The organism is Mycobacterium sp. 050128, assembly GCF_036409155.1.
Taxonomy (GTDB): Bacteria; Actinomycetota; Actinomycetes; order Mycobacteriales; family Mycobacteriaceae; genus Mycobacterium.
The window spans coordinates 1,346,805-1,362,648 of record NZ_JAZGLW010000001.1; the positions used below are offsets into that span (position 1 = coordinate 1,346,805).

The following is a 15,844-nucleotide window of genomic DNA, read 5'->3' on the forward strand; positions in this document are numbered from 1 at the left end:
CCTAGCCGCCGGTGAATTGATCCGCGGGGTAATCGATTTCGGCATTGGTCAGCCGCCGCGGAGCAACGCCGGTGTGGTGCAGCCAGTCGCGGGTTCGCAGTCTCCAGGTCCGGCGCGCGTATTCCAGTGCGGTGTAAGGCCATTGGGTGACGATCCGGCCCGTCGGCGAGCGAAAGTAACTGTCGCACCGAGTCCAGATGGTGCGCTCCAAGTCCGCGGAAAGCTGCTCGTTGTAACGATTTTCGGCTTCGGCGCGCACATCGAGGTAACCGCCCCGGCGCGCCAACCGAGTGACCGCGCTGGTCACCAGGCGCGCGCCGGCTTCCAGGATGTAGACGATCGAGTTTCCGCCCTGGTTGGTGTTGGGGCCGTACAACATGAAGAAGTTCGGGAAGCCGCTGACCGCCACGCCCAGGTACGCGGTGGGATCGTCGCCCCAACGCTCGTGCAGGCGCTGCCCCGCACTGCCGACCACGTCGATCCCCGACAGGTAGCGCGACGTCTCGAATCCGGTCGCCAGCGCGATCGCGTCGACCTCGACGACCTCCCCCGCGGCCGTAACGACCGACGTCTCGGTGATCCGATCGATCGGGTCGGTGACGAGCGCGACATTGTCTTGCTGCAGCGCCCGGTAGTAGTCGTCGCCGAGCAGCACCCGCTTACAGCGGAACGGATAGTCCGGCGTCAGGGCGCGCCGCAGCCGTTCGTCGGCTACGGTGCGCTCCAGGAACGAGGTAGCGATCTGGGTGCGCGCGGTGACCACCGGGTCGTCGGCGAAGGTCGCGGTGTTGTCGTGCAGCAGTTTCCAGATCTGCCAACGGGCGCGGCGTACTGCCAGCGGGTTGCGCCGGAACTCCGCCAATTCGGTTGCGCTGTAAGGGCGGTCCTCCTTGGGAACCATCCATGGCGGGGTGCGTTGAAAGACCGTCACGTGCGCGGCGGCCTTCGCCAGTTCGGGAACGAGTTGTATCGCACTGGCACCGGTGCCGATCACCGCCACCTTCTTGCCCGCCAGCGCGAAGTCGTGATCCCACTGGGCGGTGTGCATGACGAAGCCGCGAAAATCGTTGAGCCCCGCGATATCGGGCAGCTTCAGCGATCCGAACAATCCGACCGCGCAGACCACCGCGTCGGCGGTCAGCGTGCTGGTACGGCCATCGCGTTCCAGCCGGCACTCCCAGCTCCAGGTATCCGCATTCCATTCCGCCGATCGCACCCTTGTCTCCAGCCGCAGGTGCCGGCGCAAGTCGAAGTCGTCGGCCACAGTTTCCAGGTAGGCAAGGATCTCGGGCTGCCGAGCGTAGGTCCGGCTCCAGGACTTATTGTGCGCGAACGAAAACGAGTACAGGTGGCTCTGGACATCACACGCCGCGCCGGGGTAGGTGTTGCGCCGCCAGGTACCGCCGACGCCGTCGTCGGCCTCGATGATCACCAGGTCGTCGATACCGGCCCGGCGCAGTGCCACCGCCGCACCCAGCCCGCCGAATCCCGCGCCGATGATCGCCACCCTGGGTGAGCGTCGCCGCCGGGTCGCCGCGCGGACCCGGCCGAGGAGATACTTCACGGCCCGGCTCGGCGAATGTCGAGCCCGGCCAGATCGCCCTGCGCCCGCCAGGACTCCAGGATGTCGGCGTATTCCGTTGGCGTGCCGAAGAAGAAGCTGCCCTGCCGGGTCTTGGCGTCCGCCTTGCCCTCCCGGTTGTAGTAACCGGGCGTGCAGGTCTTGGCGCGTTCGGCGGTCGCGGTCGAGCGCGCGACCACCGTGTCGACCCAGGCTGCTTCGGCGGCCGACGACGCCTCGACCTCGGTGACGCCGTGTTCGAGGGCCCACGCGATGATCCAGGCGGCGTGGGTGGCTTGCACGTCAAGCAGGTACGGGAAATTCACCGTCAATCCCGCCTGCGAGATGCTTTCGATGAAGCAGTTGGGGAAACCGTTGGCGCACAAGCCCTGGAAGGTGCGCACGCCGTCACTCCAGCGCTCGGTCAGGCTCACGCCGTCCCGGCCGATCAGGTCGAAGCCGGTGCGGCGGCTGTAATCGGTGCCGACTTCGAAACCCGTGGCGAAGATCAGGCAGTCGAGCTCGTAGGCCACGCCGTCGACGACAACGCCGGACTCGGTGATTTGCTCCACACCGAGACCGCGAGTGTCGACCAGTGTCACGTTGTCCCGGTTGAAGGTTTGCAGGTAGTCGTCGTGGAAGCAGGGGCGCTTGCAGAAGTATCCGTACCAGGGTTTGAGCGCCTCGGCGGTGGCCCGGTCGGCGACGATGCCGTCGATTCGGGCCCGGATTTCCTCCATCTTGGCGAAGTCCGCGAGCTCGATGTCGCGGCCGCGCTGCTGCGGGTCCACCGACCCGTCGCCGTCGTGACGCATCACCGGCAGCTTGCGGGTGATGCTCGTCCAGGCGTCGGCGACGAGGTCCTCGGGCGCCTGCCCGCCCGCGGTCAGGATCTGAAAGTTCTGGATGCGCTCGCGTTGCCAGCCCGGCCGTAATGTGTTGACCCACCGCGGATCCGTGGCCGCGTTCGCGCGCACGTCGACCGACGAAGGTGTGCGCTGGAAGACGTACAGCTGCTGCGCGGCGGCCCCCAGATGCGGCACGCATTGAACCGCGGTCGCGCCGGTGCCGATGATCCCGACGCGCCGGCCGGCCAGGTTCTCCAGCTTCTCGCCGGTGTAGCCGTAATCCCAGCGGCTGGTGTGGAACGTGTGGCCGCGAAACGATCCCAGACCGGGAATGCCGGGCAGTTTGGGTTTGGCTTGATACCCGTTGGCCATCGAGACGAACTTGGCCCGCATCTCGTCGCCCCGATTGGTGCGAATGATCCAGCGGGATTCACCTGGCGCCCAACGTATCTCCTGCACGTCGGTGCGCAGGCAAGCGTCGCGGTACAGGTCGTATTGTTGCGCGATGCGCTGGCAGTGCGCAAAGATCTCGGCGCCCTTGGCGTATTTCTCCACCGGGATGTAGCCGAGTTCCTCCAGCAGCGGGATGTACACGTAGGACTCGACGTCGCAGGCGATTCCCGGATACCGATTCCAGTACCAGGTGCCGCCCACGTCGGCCGCCCGGTCGATCAACCGGACACTTTTCACGCCGAGCTCGCGCAACCGCACGCCGGTCAGTAGCCCGCCGAAGCCGGCTCCCACGATCGCGACGTCGACCTCGTCGGTACGCGGCTCGCGGGTAAATTCCCCGTCGACCCAAGGATCTTCGGCGAAACGGGCGAAGTCACCGGCAATCTCCACGTACTGGTCGATCCCGTCGGGCCGCAACCGGCGCGCGCGTTCCTCGGCATACTTGCGCCGCAGCGCATCGACGTCGAACGCGCACCCAACAGTTTCGGTCAACTCCCGACTCCGCTCTTCGTGCGTCGACTCTATAATCAATCGCTTGATCATATCAAGGACTCGGCGGTTGTTCCCCAAATAAGGCACCCCTGACCAGCACCTTCGCCGACCTCAAAGCGGCGTGGTAGTCCTGCGGCGGGAGCGTTGCCGCCAGCTCCGTCAGGCCATAGACCAGCGCGTAGATCGCCGCGACCACCGCCCGTGAATCCGGATGATCACCCAGCTCGCCGCGCTGGCGGGCGTCCTCGACGACGCCCTCGATGATCTCGCGGAACGCTTCGAACCCCGGGTTTCCCGGTCGCCCGCGGGACTTCGGCCGCAGCGGCGCCGCAACGGTTTCTGCCCGGATCGCGAACTCGAACGCGGCCAGGTCCGGGTACTCATGCATCAATTGGCCGGATTCGTCGAGCACCGCTTCGATCCGTTCGACGATGTTGCCCGGTCCTTCCGCGGCCCGGCGCAGCCGGGGCATGGCCGTGTCGGTTCTGGCCGCGACGGCCGCCTTGATCAGTTCGGATTTGTTCGGAAAGTAGTTGTACAGGCTGGCGCTGGTCATGTCGGCCATGCGGGCGATCTCGCGGATCGTCGCCTTGGGGTAACCCGCCTGCGCCACACATTTCATCGTCGCGACGATGATGCGGCGGCGGGTCTCTTCGCCACTGGCGCCGACGGGACGACCCAGCTGTGTCTTCGCTCGCATGGTTGCCCACCCTTCGACCGCGGGCGCAGTACAACGTCGAATATATTTGACCGACCGATGAATCCGGAGGTGAGCGGCCGTGAACCTCGCGTTGGGGGAGTTCTCGCGCGCTATCGACTTGGCCGGCGTATTCGTCAACGCCGTACTCGGTGGCGTCGTGGCGCGCGAATTCCGCATGGACCCTGTGGGATTCGTTGCGCTCGCAATTCTCTCGGGACTCGGCGGCGGCTTGATCCGAGACACGCTGTTGCAGCACGGGCCGCCGGTGGCATTGACGGACACCCTTTACGTGGTGGTTGCGCTGGCGGGAGCGGCGGTCGCGTTCTTGATACCGCTGCGAGCGCGGCTGTGGTCGCTGACCTATCCGGTAGTCGATGCGCTCGCGTTGGGCACCTGGGCGGTGGCGGGCGCGGAGAAGACGTTGGCAGCCGGATTATCTTGGCTCCCAGCGATTTTGCTCGGCACGATTAGTGCCGTCGGCGGTGGCGCACTGCGAGACCTGGCGGTGAACCGCACTCCGGCGATCTTCGGCGGCAATACGCTCTACGCGACACCCGCTGTGGCGGCGAGCGGCACCGTGGTGCTGCTCTCCCGGTACGGTCAGGCGCCGCTGGGTGAATTGGCGGGGATTGTCGTCGGCTCAGGCTTGTGCCTGCTGGCTCGATGGCGGGGCTGGCGACTCGCAGAGAGTTTTACCACCGACTACTACCTGACACGGCGGAAGCGGACGTGGCGCATCCGGATCAGCAGGCGAGCGCGCCGCCCCGACGACCGGTGACTCAGCTCGGGCGCCCGGTTGGGGCGGACAGCGAGGAGACCCGCCGACGGATCATCACCGCCGCAATGCGCTGCGTGGCCGAGGTCGGCTACTCGCAGGCGACCATCCGTGAGATCGCCCGGGCCGCCGAGATGACCAGCGGCAGCCTGTATCACTACTTTCCGAACAAGTCCGAACTGCTCACCGCGACCGGCGAGGAGATCGAGGCGATCGTCGCGCCGCGGCTGTGGGCGGCCGCCGCGCGGCACGAGAACGTCATCGACCGGCTAGACGCGGTGCTCGACGAGTCGACGCGCCTGGTCCGCGACTATCCCCACCTGACCGGGTTCTTGCGAGCCCTGCGCGCCGCGGGCACAACGAGATCGCCCGGATCCAAGGCGTTGCACGACGTCGTGTTCGAGATCGTCGACGATGCCCGGCAACGCGGGTCACTGTCCGGCGAGACCGACACCCGGTCGACGGTCGAAGCGATCTGCGCGCTGACCCGGGGGCTGTCGGAGCAAGCGGACAGTTTGGCGCCGCAGACCTACCAAGCCGCGCTGGTTTCAGCCAAAAGCCTCATCCGGGGAACGCTGTTCGCGCAACGCGTCACCGAGCGTCCATAGCGCCACCCCGATCAGCACCAGGTCCTTGAGCAGGAATTGGCCCGGCAGTGCCGACAGCACTGGCAGGCCGGCGGCGTGCGTCGAGACCACACCGGGCGTGGTGAACAAAAAGCTCAGCGTCCCAAGAAACAGCACCACCGCCAGCGCGCTTCCCACCGCTGACACGCGTGGCCATAATGGGCGTACCGCAATGAGAAGGGCCGCAACGATTTCCATCGTCCCCAGCCCACGGGCAACGGTCGTGACGCTGAATACGTCATAGACCCAGCTCATCAGTGGGTTGTGTTCGATCAGCACCCGGGATTCCATCTTCACGTACTTGCCGAACCCGATCCAGGCCAAGACGACGACCAGCCCGTAGCGACTGATTAGGTGGCCCAAGCGGATCAGCGATTCCGAGAGGGAGTGCGTTGCTGCGATGGGGACGGCGCTGCGGGTCATCATTTACGTCCTTCGGTGGGCTGGCCTTCCGAAGGAGCCACGATTCAGACCGCGATCGCGTTCACGATCTCCCGGCGTAGCGATCGCGCAGCTTGGCCAACGTTGCTTCGATACCCGACGCGTTGCCCTTCGCGTATCCCATCCGCTCGTAGTACTTCAGGCTGTTCTTGATCGGACCCGCGTCGCGGTAGTCGAAGGTCTCGGTGACCCGGGTCAGGGTCGGCGAGAGCGCTTCGAATTCCCAACGCCAGCTGTGGCCCACCGGGTGGCGCCATTCGACCACTTCGTTCGGCTTCAGCGTGGTTATGGTGCTGGTGATGCGGTAGGGCACGCCGAACATCTTCATCTTGGTCGAAAACCTGGACCCGACAACCATTTCGGCCGGCATGGAGATGTTGTCGCAAACCGTGCCCGAACCGTCGAGCTCGCAATGGCGCCTGGGATCGGCCGCAAAGGCATACAGCTCCGAGGCCGGGGCGGCCACTTCGACCGATCGGCTCACTTGTCGGGGTCCTGCGTCGACAACGGTGACAGTCATGATGTCTCCTTTCGCCTAGCCGGAAGCCTAGACCCGCCTAGTCTTGCGGTTCCGGGATGTTGGGGTCCCACACGGGAGAGGGCACGAAGCGGGCGGGCCAAAAGTTCGATTTGGTCAATCGGGCGACCTCTTCGCGCAGCACTATCCCGATTTTGGTGGCAAACTCGCGCGGCAGTTCCAGCGCCGCGGTCGCGCCCACGCCGAGCTGGTGGTTGATCTCCGGATCGCAAATCGGCGCGCTGCGCAGCCGCCCGGCTTCGACCTCCGCGCCGCATGCCGCCGGCGGCAGGACCGCATATCCGAGGCCCGCCTCCACCAAATGCTTGGCAGCCTCCAGTGAATCTGTCGAAAAGCGCGCCGTAAGGGCTACTTTCACGCGCAGCGCGGTGTTCTCCAAGGTGTTGCGGATGCCGGTCTGCGCGCTGGGCATGACCAGCGGCACGCTGGCCAACTCGCTGAAGTGAACGGGATTCGCGGGCGAGAGATCCGAAGCCGGGCCGCCCACCAGCATGAGGTCCTCGACGAGGAGCTGACGGTAGAACAGCCGGTCGTCGGAGAACGGATTGACGACCGCGAGATCGATCGCGCCTTTGAGCATCCGCTGCACCAGGTCGTCGGTTTCGGCGACAGCGAGGTGAAAGTGCACGTTCGGAAACGCGGTGCCGAGGCTGGCCATCAGCGGTGCGGCCAGGACACCGGCGGCGGTGGGCACCATGCCGAACAGCAGTCCGCGCTCGATGCGGGCCAGCGGTGATCCCGCGTAGCGAACCGCAAGCTCCAGCTGACGCAGCGGCGCCGCCGTCGACGACCGCAGGCGTTCGCCCTCTTCGGTCAGATGGACGCCGCGGCGGGTCCGCTCGAACAGGGTGATGCCGAGGTCTTCCTCCAGCAGCCGGATCTGGCGGCTGAGCGCCGGCTGGGCGATGCCCAGCACGGTGGCCGCGCGGGAGATCGAGCCTTCCTCCGCGATCCGCAGGAAGTACTTGAGCCGGTGGGTATCCATCGCTTCCAGATCTACCAGCCATACAAAACCGGCATGACTGGTTTCCCGAATTGGTATTACCTCACGCCTCCGATCCGGCCATATCGTCGGCGATGTGGGCATGGCGCCCTGATGCGATGCCGTGTGGGTCTGGCTGGGAGGTCGGCTTCAATGCAACTGCAAGACGAACAGGACTGGGTGCAATTGCTGGGGCTGGACCGGCTTCCCGAGCACATCATCGGAAAGCGGGTCACCGAGCTGATGGACCTGTCCGGCAAAAGGGCGTTTGTGACCGGCGCCGGGGGCGACGGCCTGGGGCAGGCGATCGCCAACCGGCTGGCCGGCTGCGGCGCCGACGTGGCGCTGATCGGCCGGACGTTCGAGAAGGTGCAGCGCCGCGCCAAGGAGGTCGAGCAGCGCTGGGGTGTGCGAGCCATCCCCGTCAAGGCCGACATGTCCGATTGGGACGAGGTGCACGGCGCCGTCACGCGGGCGCACGACGAACTCGGCGGTCTGGACATCATGGTGAACAATCCCGTAATGGTCGCGGCCGGCCCCTTCGAGAACCAGACCAAAGAGGAGATCGATTACACCGTCCTGGGCAGCCTGACGATGATGATGTACGGCGCGCATGCCGCGCTGCAGTACATGCTGCCGCAGGGCTCGGGAAAGATCGTCAACATCGGATCGGTCGGCGGGCGCATTCAGCAGCGCGGTCTGGTCGTCTACAACGCGTGCAAGGCCGGGGTCATCGGGTTCACTCGCAACCTGGCCCACGAGGTCGCCCTGCGCGGCGTCAACGTGTTGGGCGTGGCCCCGGGCATCATGATCAAAGCCGATATGCGCCAGTACCTGCTCGACCCGCAGAACGACCAGCACCGCGCCGGCCGCGGCGCCATTCACGAGGCGATCACCAACCAGGTCCAGCTGGGGCGCGCCTCGCTGCCGGAGGAAGCCGCCAACATGGTCGCGTTCCTGGCCTCCGAGGCCGCCGACTACATGTGCGGCCAGACCATCGATGTCGCCGGCGGCCAGTGGATGGGCTGAGATGCTAACCAGCCCTCAGGTTTTGGAAGAGGCGAGTGCGCAGACCGGGCTGGCCCAGTTCGGTGAGGACTCCTACGCCGAAGGCCTCGATGTCCTGCTCGCCGCGCTGCGCGATGAGGCGCGGCTGAACGAGCGCGGCCAAGCGTTCCTGCATCAGCGCATCGTGGGCTACCTGTCGCAGCGCCTGCAGGTTGAGGATTGGTATCGCCGCCATCCGGAGATCGACGAGGTGGCGATCACTGCGCCGTTGATCGGCTTGGGTTTACCCCGGACCGGGTCGACCGCCCTGTCGATGCTGCTGGCGCAGGATCCCGACGTGCGGTATCTGCGGCGATGGGAATCGTCGCAACCGTGTCCACCGCCCGCCACGGTGCAGGGTGTCGATCCCCGTATCCCGCTCGATCAGGGCGAAATGGTCGGCACCCGCCGCCATGTACCCGGCGATACGCATGGGCCGATGGAATGTCATGAACTGATGGCATTGGATTTCAAATCACACATCTTCCAGTCTTTCGCCGAAATACCCTCGTATTCAACATGGTTGGTCCAACACGCCGATCTCACTCCCGCCTTGCGGTATCAGCGCCGGGTGATGAAGCTGCTGGCGTGGGGCGAACCGCACCGACCCTGGCGGCTGAAATGCCCGTCACATGTGTTGTGGCTCGACGCTCTGGATGCGGCGTTCCCGGACGCACGCTTCGTGATGACGCATCGCGATCCGACCGATGTCATCTTGTCCGTCGCAGATCTGTATGCCGACATCATCGGGACCTTCAGCTCCGAGATCGACCGCCGCTACATCGGACGGCTCAATGTCGAGCACTGGTCGCTGGGCATGCAGCGGGCTCTGCAGTTCCGCGCCGACGGCGCCGATAATCGGTTCTACGACATCGACTTTCGCTCCATGCAGGACGATCCGATCGGCGAGGTCACGGGACTCTATGCGTGGCTGGGCATCCCGGTGGGCGCCCGGTTCAAAGCACAGATGCAAAGCTGGTGGGAGCACGCCGGCGCCCAGCGTGAACCCAGTTCGCATGCCGATCCGGTCGAATTCGGCATCGATCTCGACGAGGTGCGTCCCCGATTCGCCCGCTACGTGGCCAGCGCGCGACGCTGGACCGCGCACTGAAACGCCTACGAGCAAAGGAAATTCGATGGCTGTTGATCTGACCGGGGGAATTGATCCGGCGCGCGAGTACATGCTGGCGCATCGACCGCAGGACCCGGAGATGCGGGACTCGGTGAGTTTCTGGGTTGTCGATGACCGCGGCGAGATCGGCCTGCCGCGCATCGGAATCGAAGCGGTGGGTGCGAATTGGGATTCGCACGACGTTCAAGTCAACGTCGCCCTTCCCGACGGCCGGGTGTATCGGCTACGCACCAACGAGCCGTCTCTGGCTGCCCAGGGTCCCGACGGGCGCGCCAGCGTACTGGGCGCCGGGGGACTGGCGTTTCAATGCATCGAGCCCTTCCGCACCTGGACCATGTCCTACGACGGTCCGGCGGTGAAGACGTCGTCGGCTGATTTGGTGACAGGCAAGAAAGGCGGTCCGGGCGTCGACGTCCGATTCCATGTCGAGGCCAAGATGACCGTGCCTCCGTGGGTGCAAGGAGCTTTGCAGCCCGACGCCGACACCCAGCTGAAAACCACTTCCGTGGGCGCCATCATGGGCGGGCCACGCTACGAGCAATTGTTCACCGCCATAGGTGAATTGCGTGCAGAAGGCCGACAGTACAAGTTCACCGGCAGCGGGCTGCGCATACGTCGCACCGGCGTACGCAAGCTGGCCGGATTCTGGGGACATTGCTGGCAGTCCGCCGTGTTTCCCAGCGGGAAGGCGTTCGGCTACATCGCCTATCCTCCGCGGCCCGACGGGAAGCCCACCTTCAACGAGGGGTTCGTCTTCACCGGCGACGGCCCCCTGATACCCGCACGGGTGGTGCAGGCGCCGTGGCTGACCCGGCTGCAACCACTCGGCGAGGACGTCTCGCTGGTGCTGGAGACGGTCGACGGAACCGTCGAAATCGCCGGGCAAACAGTATTTTCCACGCACGACATCCACCACGACGACGACATGTACTCGATGAACGCCCTCAAGCAGGAGATGCCGAGCTTTCCGGCGCTGCAGCAGGCCGGCGTGCGCTATGCGTGGGACGGCGAACAGACCTACGGAATGCTCGAACGGTCCAACCCGCTCGACAAGATCGCCCGTGACTAGGAAGGGCCCATGAGCCAACTGATCCCAGGGAAGGTCGCCCTGGTGACCGGCGCCGCACGCGGGCAAGGCCGAGCGCACGCCGTGCGGCTGGCCGCCGAAGGAGCCGACATCATCGCGGTGGATATCGCCGGCCCGTTGCCGTCGAGCGTTCCCTACGATTCGCCGACACCCGACGACCTGGCGGAGACGGCGCGACTGGTCAGCGCGAGCGGGCGAAAGGTCGTCACCGCGGCGGTCGACATCCGCGACCTCGATGCACTCCAGGCCGCGGTCGATGAGGCCGTCGGCGAGCTGGGTCGCCTCGACGTCATCGTCGCCAATGCCGGGATCTGCTGCCCGGCCCCATGGGATCAGATCACTGCGCAGGCGTTTCGAGACACCATAGACACCAACGTGATTGGCACCTGGAACACCGTGATGGCCGGGGCCCAGCACATCATCGACGGCGGCCGCGGCGGGTCGATCATCCTCATCGGATCGGCCGCCGGCATCAAGATGCAGTCGTTCATGATCCATTACACGGCAAGCAAACACGCCGTCGTGGGGATGGCGCGGGCATTCGCCGCCGAACTCGGCCGGTACAACATCCGCGTCAACAGCCTGAACCCGGGAGCAGTCGCCACTCCGATGGGCACCGGGCGGATGCGCGAGGCGCTGGAATCGGCGGCCGACGACTATCCGCATCTGCGCGGCTTGCACAAGCCGCTGCTGCCCGAAGGCATCGCGCAGCCCGAAGACATCGCCGACGCCGTCGCCTGGCTGGCCTCCGACCAATCCAGACTCGTTACCGCAAGCCAGGTTTCCGTCGACATCGGCGTCGGATACATCTGATGCGCGGGTTGATAGACAAGACCTTCATCGTGGCCGGCGGTGCCACGGGGATCGGCGCTGCCACCGCCAAACGCCTTGCGGCCGAGGGCGCCCGGGTGGCCATCGGTGACATCAACATCGACGGCGCCACCGCCGCGGCCGAACAGATCACCGATTCCGGCGGCCGGGCCATCGCGATCCAATTCGACCTTGCCGACGCGCGATCCGTGCAGGATCTCGTCGACCGAACCATCCGCGAGTTCGGTGGAATCCACGGTCTTCACAACGTCGGCGCCGATCTCTCGGAAGACAACCTCGGCCGCGACACCACGATTCTCGATACCGGCATGGATGTCTGGCAGCGCACGCTCGACGTCAACCTGCTGGGCTACGTCCGAACGATCCAAGCGGTGCTGCCCCACTTGCTGGATGCAGGCGGCGGCAGCATCGTGAACACCTCCTCGGGTGCCGCGCTGGGTAGCGACCCGCAACATGTCGCCTACGGCGCCTCCAAGGCCGCCGTGAATCACCTGACCCGTCACGTCGCCGTCAACTGGGGCAAACACAACATCCGGAGCAATGGCGTGATGCCCGGTCTGGTGATGGGCGAGACACAGGAATGGCAGAACGACCTCCAGCTGCAGCAGGCCTTCCTGATGTTCGGCAAGACCACCCGGCTGGGCAAACCCGATGACCTCGCCGCAATCACCACGTTCCTGCTCTCCGAGGAGGCCGAGTGGATCACCGGTCAGGTGTGGTACATCGGCGGTGGATCGCATCTGCGGCAATGATGCTCAACTAGTCCTCACGGCACAACTGCCAGGTAAAGTCACCCGCCATGGGCGTCCTGCGCTTCGTCTGGCAACGTGTGCTGGCGTTCGACCGGATCGGCTCGCGGATTCCCCAGCTCATCCAGATCTGGCTCACTGAGTTCTTCTTCGTGATGCCGCTGACGTTCTTCATCGGCAAAGTCATCGACATTCGCGGGGCATTTGGTGTGCCGGGGACGGGCGAGCGGCTCGACGGGGTGTTCTGGGGCGCGCTGGTGGTCTCGTTGGTCTTCGGCTTCTTCTTCGTGCGCTCCCTGGTGAAGCCCCGGGTGTTGGAGGGGTCGTGGACTCCGACGGTCCACGCCGACATCGGCGGGCTGACCGTCTACGGCGGCAACCGCGCGTGGACCGTGACCTATCCATATCTCACCAGCCACCCGAGTTATGCACTGCTGCTACTGATTACGGCGCCGATCCCGGCCGTGATGCTGGCGGCTACGACCAATCAGGGCGACGACACGTTCTATTGGCGGATCTGCGGCATCGTCGGCCTGATCATCCTCGGCTGCATGGCGCTGGCGCGCGTCTTGGCCTGGTACGTCTTTCGCCTCGGGCGCAACAAGCTTGATGCGCGGCTGGAGGGCCTGCCGATCTCGCAACGCCGGCTCGGCTGGGAGATCGCGTGGAAGCCGGTGCTCGTCCTGCTGGTGTTGATGTACGCGATCGTCTGCATCCCTTTGGGCGCAATGTGGTTCAAGGAACAGCGCACGATCGCCGCGCTGCCCGTCGTGACCGTTGCCGACACCGACCACCCGGGCGAATACCGGCGGGTGAAAGGCACCGTGGCGTCCGAGCCCGTCTACTGGGCGCCGCGAGGCACCGGCCGCGGCGGCAATAACTACGCGGGCGCCGGGGTGCTGGTCACCCTGACCTCCGGTGGTGAGGCGCTGCTACTCGCCGAATCGCTTTCGGTGCCCGATTTCAAGGGCATGATGGCCGGCGTCCACGGCGGCCGGCTCACGGCCAGCGGCAAAGTGATCGACGCCATCACCGCCGATCAGCGCAAGTACTACGGTTTCGATCCGAACGCCTTTCCCGAGGCGCCATCGGAGGGCCGGGTGATGCTGTTGTTGTCGCAGCCGTAGCGGTCCGACGCCCCCTCCCGGGCCCAAGTCGCCGACGAGGCAGAATGGCGCGGGTCACACGGCCTTGACGGCTATACCCCCCAGGGGTGTATAAGTGTGGTAGAGCTTGGCTACCCCCTGGGGGTATCCGGAAGGAGCGTCATGACCACGAGTGCGGTCAGCAACCTGGAGTTGGACATCGCCGGGATGACGTGTGCCTCCTGCGCGGCCCGGCTGGAAAAGGCGCTGAACAAACTCGACGGCGTGACGGCGAGCGTGAATTTCGCCCTGGAGCGAGCGGCGGTCACGGTCCCGGCGGGATACGACCCGCAGTCGCTGGTCGCCGAGGTCGAAAAGGCCGGCTACACCGCCGCATTGCCGCAATCGCAGGCGGCGCCCGCCGACAACGACCGCGAGCTGGCTTCGCTGCGTAGCCGCCTGATCGCCGCGATCGTGCTCGCCACGCCCGTGATCGCGATGGCGATGATCCCGGCATGGGAGTTCCGCAATTGGCAGTGGGCATCGCTGGCACTGGCCGCGCCGGTGGTCCTGTGGGCGGGGTGGCCGTTTCATGCCGCCGCGTGGCGGAACCTCACGCACGGCGGCGCGACGATGGACACGCTGGTGTCGATCGGGACCCTGTCGGCATTCCTGTGGTCGTTGTATGCCCTGTTCTTCGGGACGGCCGGCCACCCGCACCTGCATCACGGCTTCTCGCTGACCTTGGCACGAACCACCGCGCCCGGCAGCGGCGCCGGCAACATCTATCTCGAAGTGGCCGCGGGTGTGACGCTGTTCGTTCTGGCCGGCCGCTACTTCGAGACCCGCTCCAAGCGGCGGGCCGGCGCGGCGCTGCGCGCCCTGCTGGAGCTCGGCGCCAAGGACGTCGCGGTGCTGCGGCCCGATTTTCTGCGCCCCGACGGTCCGGGCCTCGAGATCCGCATCCCCGTCGAGCAGCTCAAGGTCGGCGACGAGTTCGTCGTGCGTCCCGGCGAGAAGATCGCGACCGACGGGGTCGTCGTCGCCGGGTCGTCGGCCGTCGACGCCTCGATGCTGACCGGCGAGTCGGTGCCGATCGAGGTGGGGGAGGGCGACGTCGTCACCGGCGCCACCGTCAACGCGGGCGGGCGTCTCGTCGTGCGCGCCACCCGGGTCGGCGAAGACACCCAGCTCGCGCAGATTGCCCGGCTGGTGGAAGCCGCGCAAGCGGGCAAGGCCAAGGTCCAGCGGCTCGCGGACCGGGTGTCCGCGGTCTTCGTGCCGATCGTCATCGCGATCGCCGTCGTCACGCTGGTGGCGTGGCTCGTCGCCGGATTCCCGGTCGCCGCGGCGTTCACGGCCGCGGTCGCGGTGCTGATCATCGCCTGCCCGTGCGCACTGGGTCTGGCCACGCCGACCGCGCTGTTAGTCGGCACGGGTCGCGCGGCCCAACTCGGCGTGCTGATCAAGGGACCCGAGGTGTTGGAGTCCACCCGCAAGGTCGACACGATCGTGCTCGACAAAACCGGCACCGTGACCACCGGCAAGATGACGCTCGTCGACGTCATCGCGGCGCCCGACACCGATCGCGCCACGCTGCTGCGCTACGCGGGAGCGCTCGAGGACGCCTCCGAACACCCGATAGCCCAAGCGATCGCCAAGGCCGCCACCGCGGAACTGGGTTCGCTGCCGGCCGCCGAGGGCTTCCTGAACGTGGCAGGCAAAGGCGTCCAAGGCACCGTCGACGGTCACGCCGTCGTCGTCGGCCGCGTAAGCCTGCTGGCCGATTCGGCGCCGAACCTGGATCCGGCACTGACCCCCGAGCTTTCCAAGGCCAAACTTCGCGCCGAGAGCGAAGGCAAAACCGCCGTCGCCGTGGGCTGGGACGGCAGCGCCCGCGGGATCCTGGTGATCGCCGACACCGTCAAGCCCACCAGCGCCGATGCCATCCGGCAGCTCAAGCAACTTGGGCTGACACCGGTCCTGCTGACCGGGGACAACGAGGTCGTGGCCGACCGCATCGCCGGAGAGCTCAGGATCGCGCACGTCATCGCCGAGGTTCTGCCCGCGGACAAGGTCGCCGTGGTGCAACGTCTGCAGTCCGACGGCAAGGTCGTCGCGATGGTGGGCGACGGGGTCAACGACGCCGCGGCACTGGCCACCGCCGATCTCGGCATCGCGATGGGCACCGGCACGGACGTGGCGATCGAGGCCGCCGACCTGACGCTGGTCCGCGGCGACCTGCGTGCCGCCGTCGACGCGATCCGGCTCTCGCGCAAGACGCTGGCCACGATCAAGATGAACCTGTTCTGGGCCTTCGGCTACAACGCGGCCGCGATCCCGCTGGCCGCGCTGGGCCTGCTCAACCCGATGCTCGCGGGCGCCGCGATGGCCTTTTCCAGCGTCTTTGTCGTCGGCAACAGCCTGCGACTGCGCTCTTTCACGAGCACGATCCGCTCGAGCGATATGGGATAGTTGGTCTGGCCTACCGGGTTCC

At 66.3% G+C, this 15,844-nt stretch carries 15 protein-coding genes; 9 read left to right on the plus strand and 6 right to left on the minus strand.

The window, feature by feature from the left end; translation table 11 throughout:
* Window position 1 precedes the first annotated feature (1 nt).
* From SKC41_RS06515 to SKC41_RS06525, 3 genes are read right to left on the minus strand one after another with little or no spacing between them, the layout of a single operon-like run.
* Entirely contained in the window at window positions 2-1,564 is a 1,563-nt protein-coding gene (locus SKC41_RS06515; RefSeq protein ID WP_330976877.1) for a flavin-containing monooxygenase, read from the minus strand.
* Window positions 1,561-3,354, minus strand: a complete 1,794-nt coding sequence (locus tag SKC41_RS06520; RefSeq protein ID WP_330976878.1) for a flavin-containing monooxygenase — start codon at window positions 3,352-3,354, stop codon at window positions 1,561-1,563. Before SKC41_RS06520 ends, SKC41_RS06515 begins: the two co-directional genes overlap by 4 nt.
* Window positions 3,355-3,406: 52 nt before the next feature.
* Window positions 3,407-4,054, minus strand: a complete 648-nt coding sequence (locus SKC41_RS06525) for a TetR/AcrR family transcriptional regulator (RefSeq protein WP_330976879.1) — start codon at window positions 4,052-4,054, stop codon at window positions 3,407-3,409.
* Between the two features lie 79 nt (window positions 4,055-4,133).
* Between SKC41_RS06525 and SKC41_RS06530 the strand changes: the two genes are divergently transcribed.
* Together SKC41_RS06530 and SKC41_RS06535 are read left to right on the plus strand one after the other, a co-directional pair.
* Window positions 4,134-4,832 (plus strand): trimeric intracellular cation channel family protein, encoded by a 699-nt coding sequence (locus SKC41_RS06530; RefSeq protein WP_330976880.1) that lies wholly within the window; start codon window positions 4,134-4,136, stop codon window positions 4,830-4,832.
* Window positions 4,829-5,437 carry a TetR/AcrR family transcriptional regulator gene (locus SKC41_RS06535; RefSeq protein WP_330976881.1) on the plus strand — a complete coding sequence of 203 codons (609 nt, stop codon included), beginning with the start codon at window positions 4,829-4,831 and terminating at the stop codon, window positions 5,435-5,437. The genes SKC41_RS06530 and SKC41_RS06535 overlap by 4 nt, the downstream gene beginning before the upstream one ends.
* Here the strand turns inward: SKC41_RS06535 and SKC41_RS06540 are convergent.
* The 3 genes from SKC41_RS06540 to SKC41_RS06550 form a co-directional block, all read right to left on the minus strand.
* Window positions 5,378-5,878 carry a YkgB family protein gene (locus SKC41_RS06540; RefSeq protein ID WP_330976882.1) on the minus strand — a complete coding sequence of 167 codons (501 nt, stop codon included), beginning with the start codon at window positions 5,876-5,878 and terminating at the stop codon, window positions 5,378-5,380. The genes SKC41_RS06535 and SKC41_RS06540 overlap by 60 nt on opposite strands.
* 61 nt (window positions 5,879-5,939) lie before the next feature.
* Entirely contained in the window at window positions 5,940-6,416 is a 477-nt protein-coding gene (locus SKC41_RS06545) for an SRPBCC family protein (protein WP_330976883.1), read from the minus strand.
* A gap of 37 nt (window positions 6,417-6,453) precedes the next feature.
* On the minus strand, window positions 6,454-7,419 hold the full coding sequence (locus SKC41_RS06550; protein WP_330976884.1) for a LysR family transcriptional regulator: 966 nt from the start codon (window positions 7,417-7,419) through the stop codon (window positions 6,454-6,456).
* Window positions 7,420-7,569: 150 nt separating this feature from the next.
* On the opposite strand from SKC41_RS06550, the gene SKC41_RS06555 reads away from it, so the two are divergent.
* The 7 genes from SKC41_RS06555 (at window position 7,570) to SKC41_RS06585 (ending at window position 15,822) form a co-directional block, all read left to right on the plus strand.
* Window positions 7,570-8,445: an SDR family NAD(P)-dependent oxidoreductase gene (locus SKC41_RS06555; protein WP_330976885.1), complete on the plus strand. Its 876-nt coding sequence runs from the start codon at window positions 7,570-7,572 to the stop codon at window positions 8,443-8,445.
* A gap of 1 nt (window position 8,446) precedes the next feature.
* A complete protein-coding gene (locus SKC41_RS06560; RefSeq protein ID WP_330976886.1) occupies window positions 8,447-9,574 on the plus strand; it encodes a sulfotransferase family protein in 1,128 nt (375 codons plus the stop codon).
* 25 nt (window positions 9,575-9,599) lie between these two features.
* Window positions 9,600-10,664, plus strand: a complete 1,065-nt coding sequence (locus tag SKC41_RS06565; RefSeq protein WP_330976887.1) for a hypothetical protein — start codon at window positions 9,600-9,602, stop codon at window positions 10,662-10,664.
* A gap of 9 nt (window positions 10,665-10,673) precedes the next feature.
* Window positions 10,674-11,495: a mycofactocin-coupled SDR family oxidoreductase gene (locus SKC41_RS06570; protein ID WP_330976888.1), complete on the plus strand. Its 822-nt coding sequence runs from the start codon at window positions 10,674-10,676 to the stop codon at window positions 11,493-11,495.
* On the plus strand, window positions 11,495-12,265 hold the full coding sequence (locus tag SKC41_RS06575; RefSeq protein WP_330976889.1) for an SDR family NAD(P)-dependent oxidoreductase: 771 nt from the start codon (window positions 11,495-11,497) through the stop codon (window positions 12,263-12,265). Before SKC41_RS06570 ends, SKC41_RS06575 begins: the two co-directional genes overlap by 1 nt.
* A 47-nt stretch (window positions 12,266-12,312) precedes the next feature.
* Window positions 12,313-13,389, plus strand: coding sequence for a hypothetical protein (locus SKC41_RS06580; RefSeq protein WP_330976890.1), 1,077 nt, complete (start codon window positions 12,313-12,315; stop codon window positions 13,387-13,389).
* 141 nt (window positions 13,390-13,530) lie between these two features.
* Window positions 13,531-15,822, plus strand: coding sequence for a heavy metal translocating P-type ATPase (locus tag SKC41_RS06585; protein WP_330976891.1), 2,292 nt, complete (start codon window positions 13,531-13,533; stop codon window positions 15,820-15,822).
* Window positions 15,823-15,844 lie beyond the last annotated feature (22 nt).

Excerpts from the sequence above, each read along its gene's own strand:
- SKC41_RS06585 (WP_330976891.1), top strand. The coding sequence starts at position 13,531 with ATGACCACGAGTGCGGTCAGCAACCTGGAGTTGGACATCGCCGGGATG.
- SKC41_RS06580 (WP_330976890.1), top strand. The coding sequence starts at position 12,313 with ATGGGCGTCCTGCGCTTCGTCTGGCAACGTGTGCTGGCGTTCGACCGG.
- SKC41_RS06560 (WP_330976886.1), top strand. The coding sequence starts at position 8,447 with ATGCTAACCAGCCCTCAGGTTTTGGAAGAGGCGAGTGCGCAGACCGGG.
- SKC41_RS06540 (WP_330976882.1), bottom strand. The coding sequence starts at position 5,878 with ATGACCCGCAGCGCCGTCCCCATCGCAGCAACGCACTCCCTCTCGGAA.
- SKC41_RS06550 (WP_330976884.1), bottom strand. The coding sequence starts at position 7,419 with ATGGATACCCACCGGCTCAAGTACTTCCTGCGGATCGCGGAGGAAGGC.
- SKC41_RS06555 (WP_330976885.1), top strand. The coding sequence starts at position 7,570 with ATGCAACTGCAAGACGAACAGGACTGGGTGCAATTGCTGGGGCTGGAC.
- SKC41_RS06525 (WP_330976879.1), bottom strand. The coding sequence starts at position 4,054 with ATGCGAGCGAAGACACAGCTGGGTCGTCCCGTCGGCGCCAGTGGCGAA.
- SKC41_RS06545 (WP_330976883.1), bottom strand. The coding sequence starts at position 6,416 with ATGACTGTCACCGTTGTCGACGCAGGACCCCGACAAGTGAGCCGATCG.
- SKC41_RS06570 (WP_330976888.1), top strand. The coding sequence starts at position 10,674 with ATGAGCCAACTGATCCCAGGGAAGGTCGCCCTGGTGACCGGCGCCGCA.
- SKC41_RS06565 (WP_330976887.1), top strand. The coding sequence starts at position 9,600 with ATGGCTGTTGATCTGACCGGGGGAATTGATCCGGCGCGCGAGTACATG.
- SKC41_RS06575 (WP_330976889.1), top strand. The coding sequence starts at position 11,495 with ATGCGCGGGTTGATAGACAAGACCTTCATCGTGGCCGGCGGTGCCACG.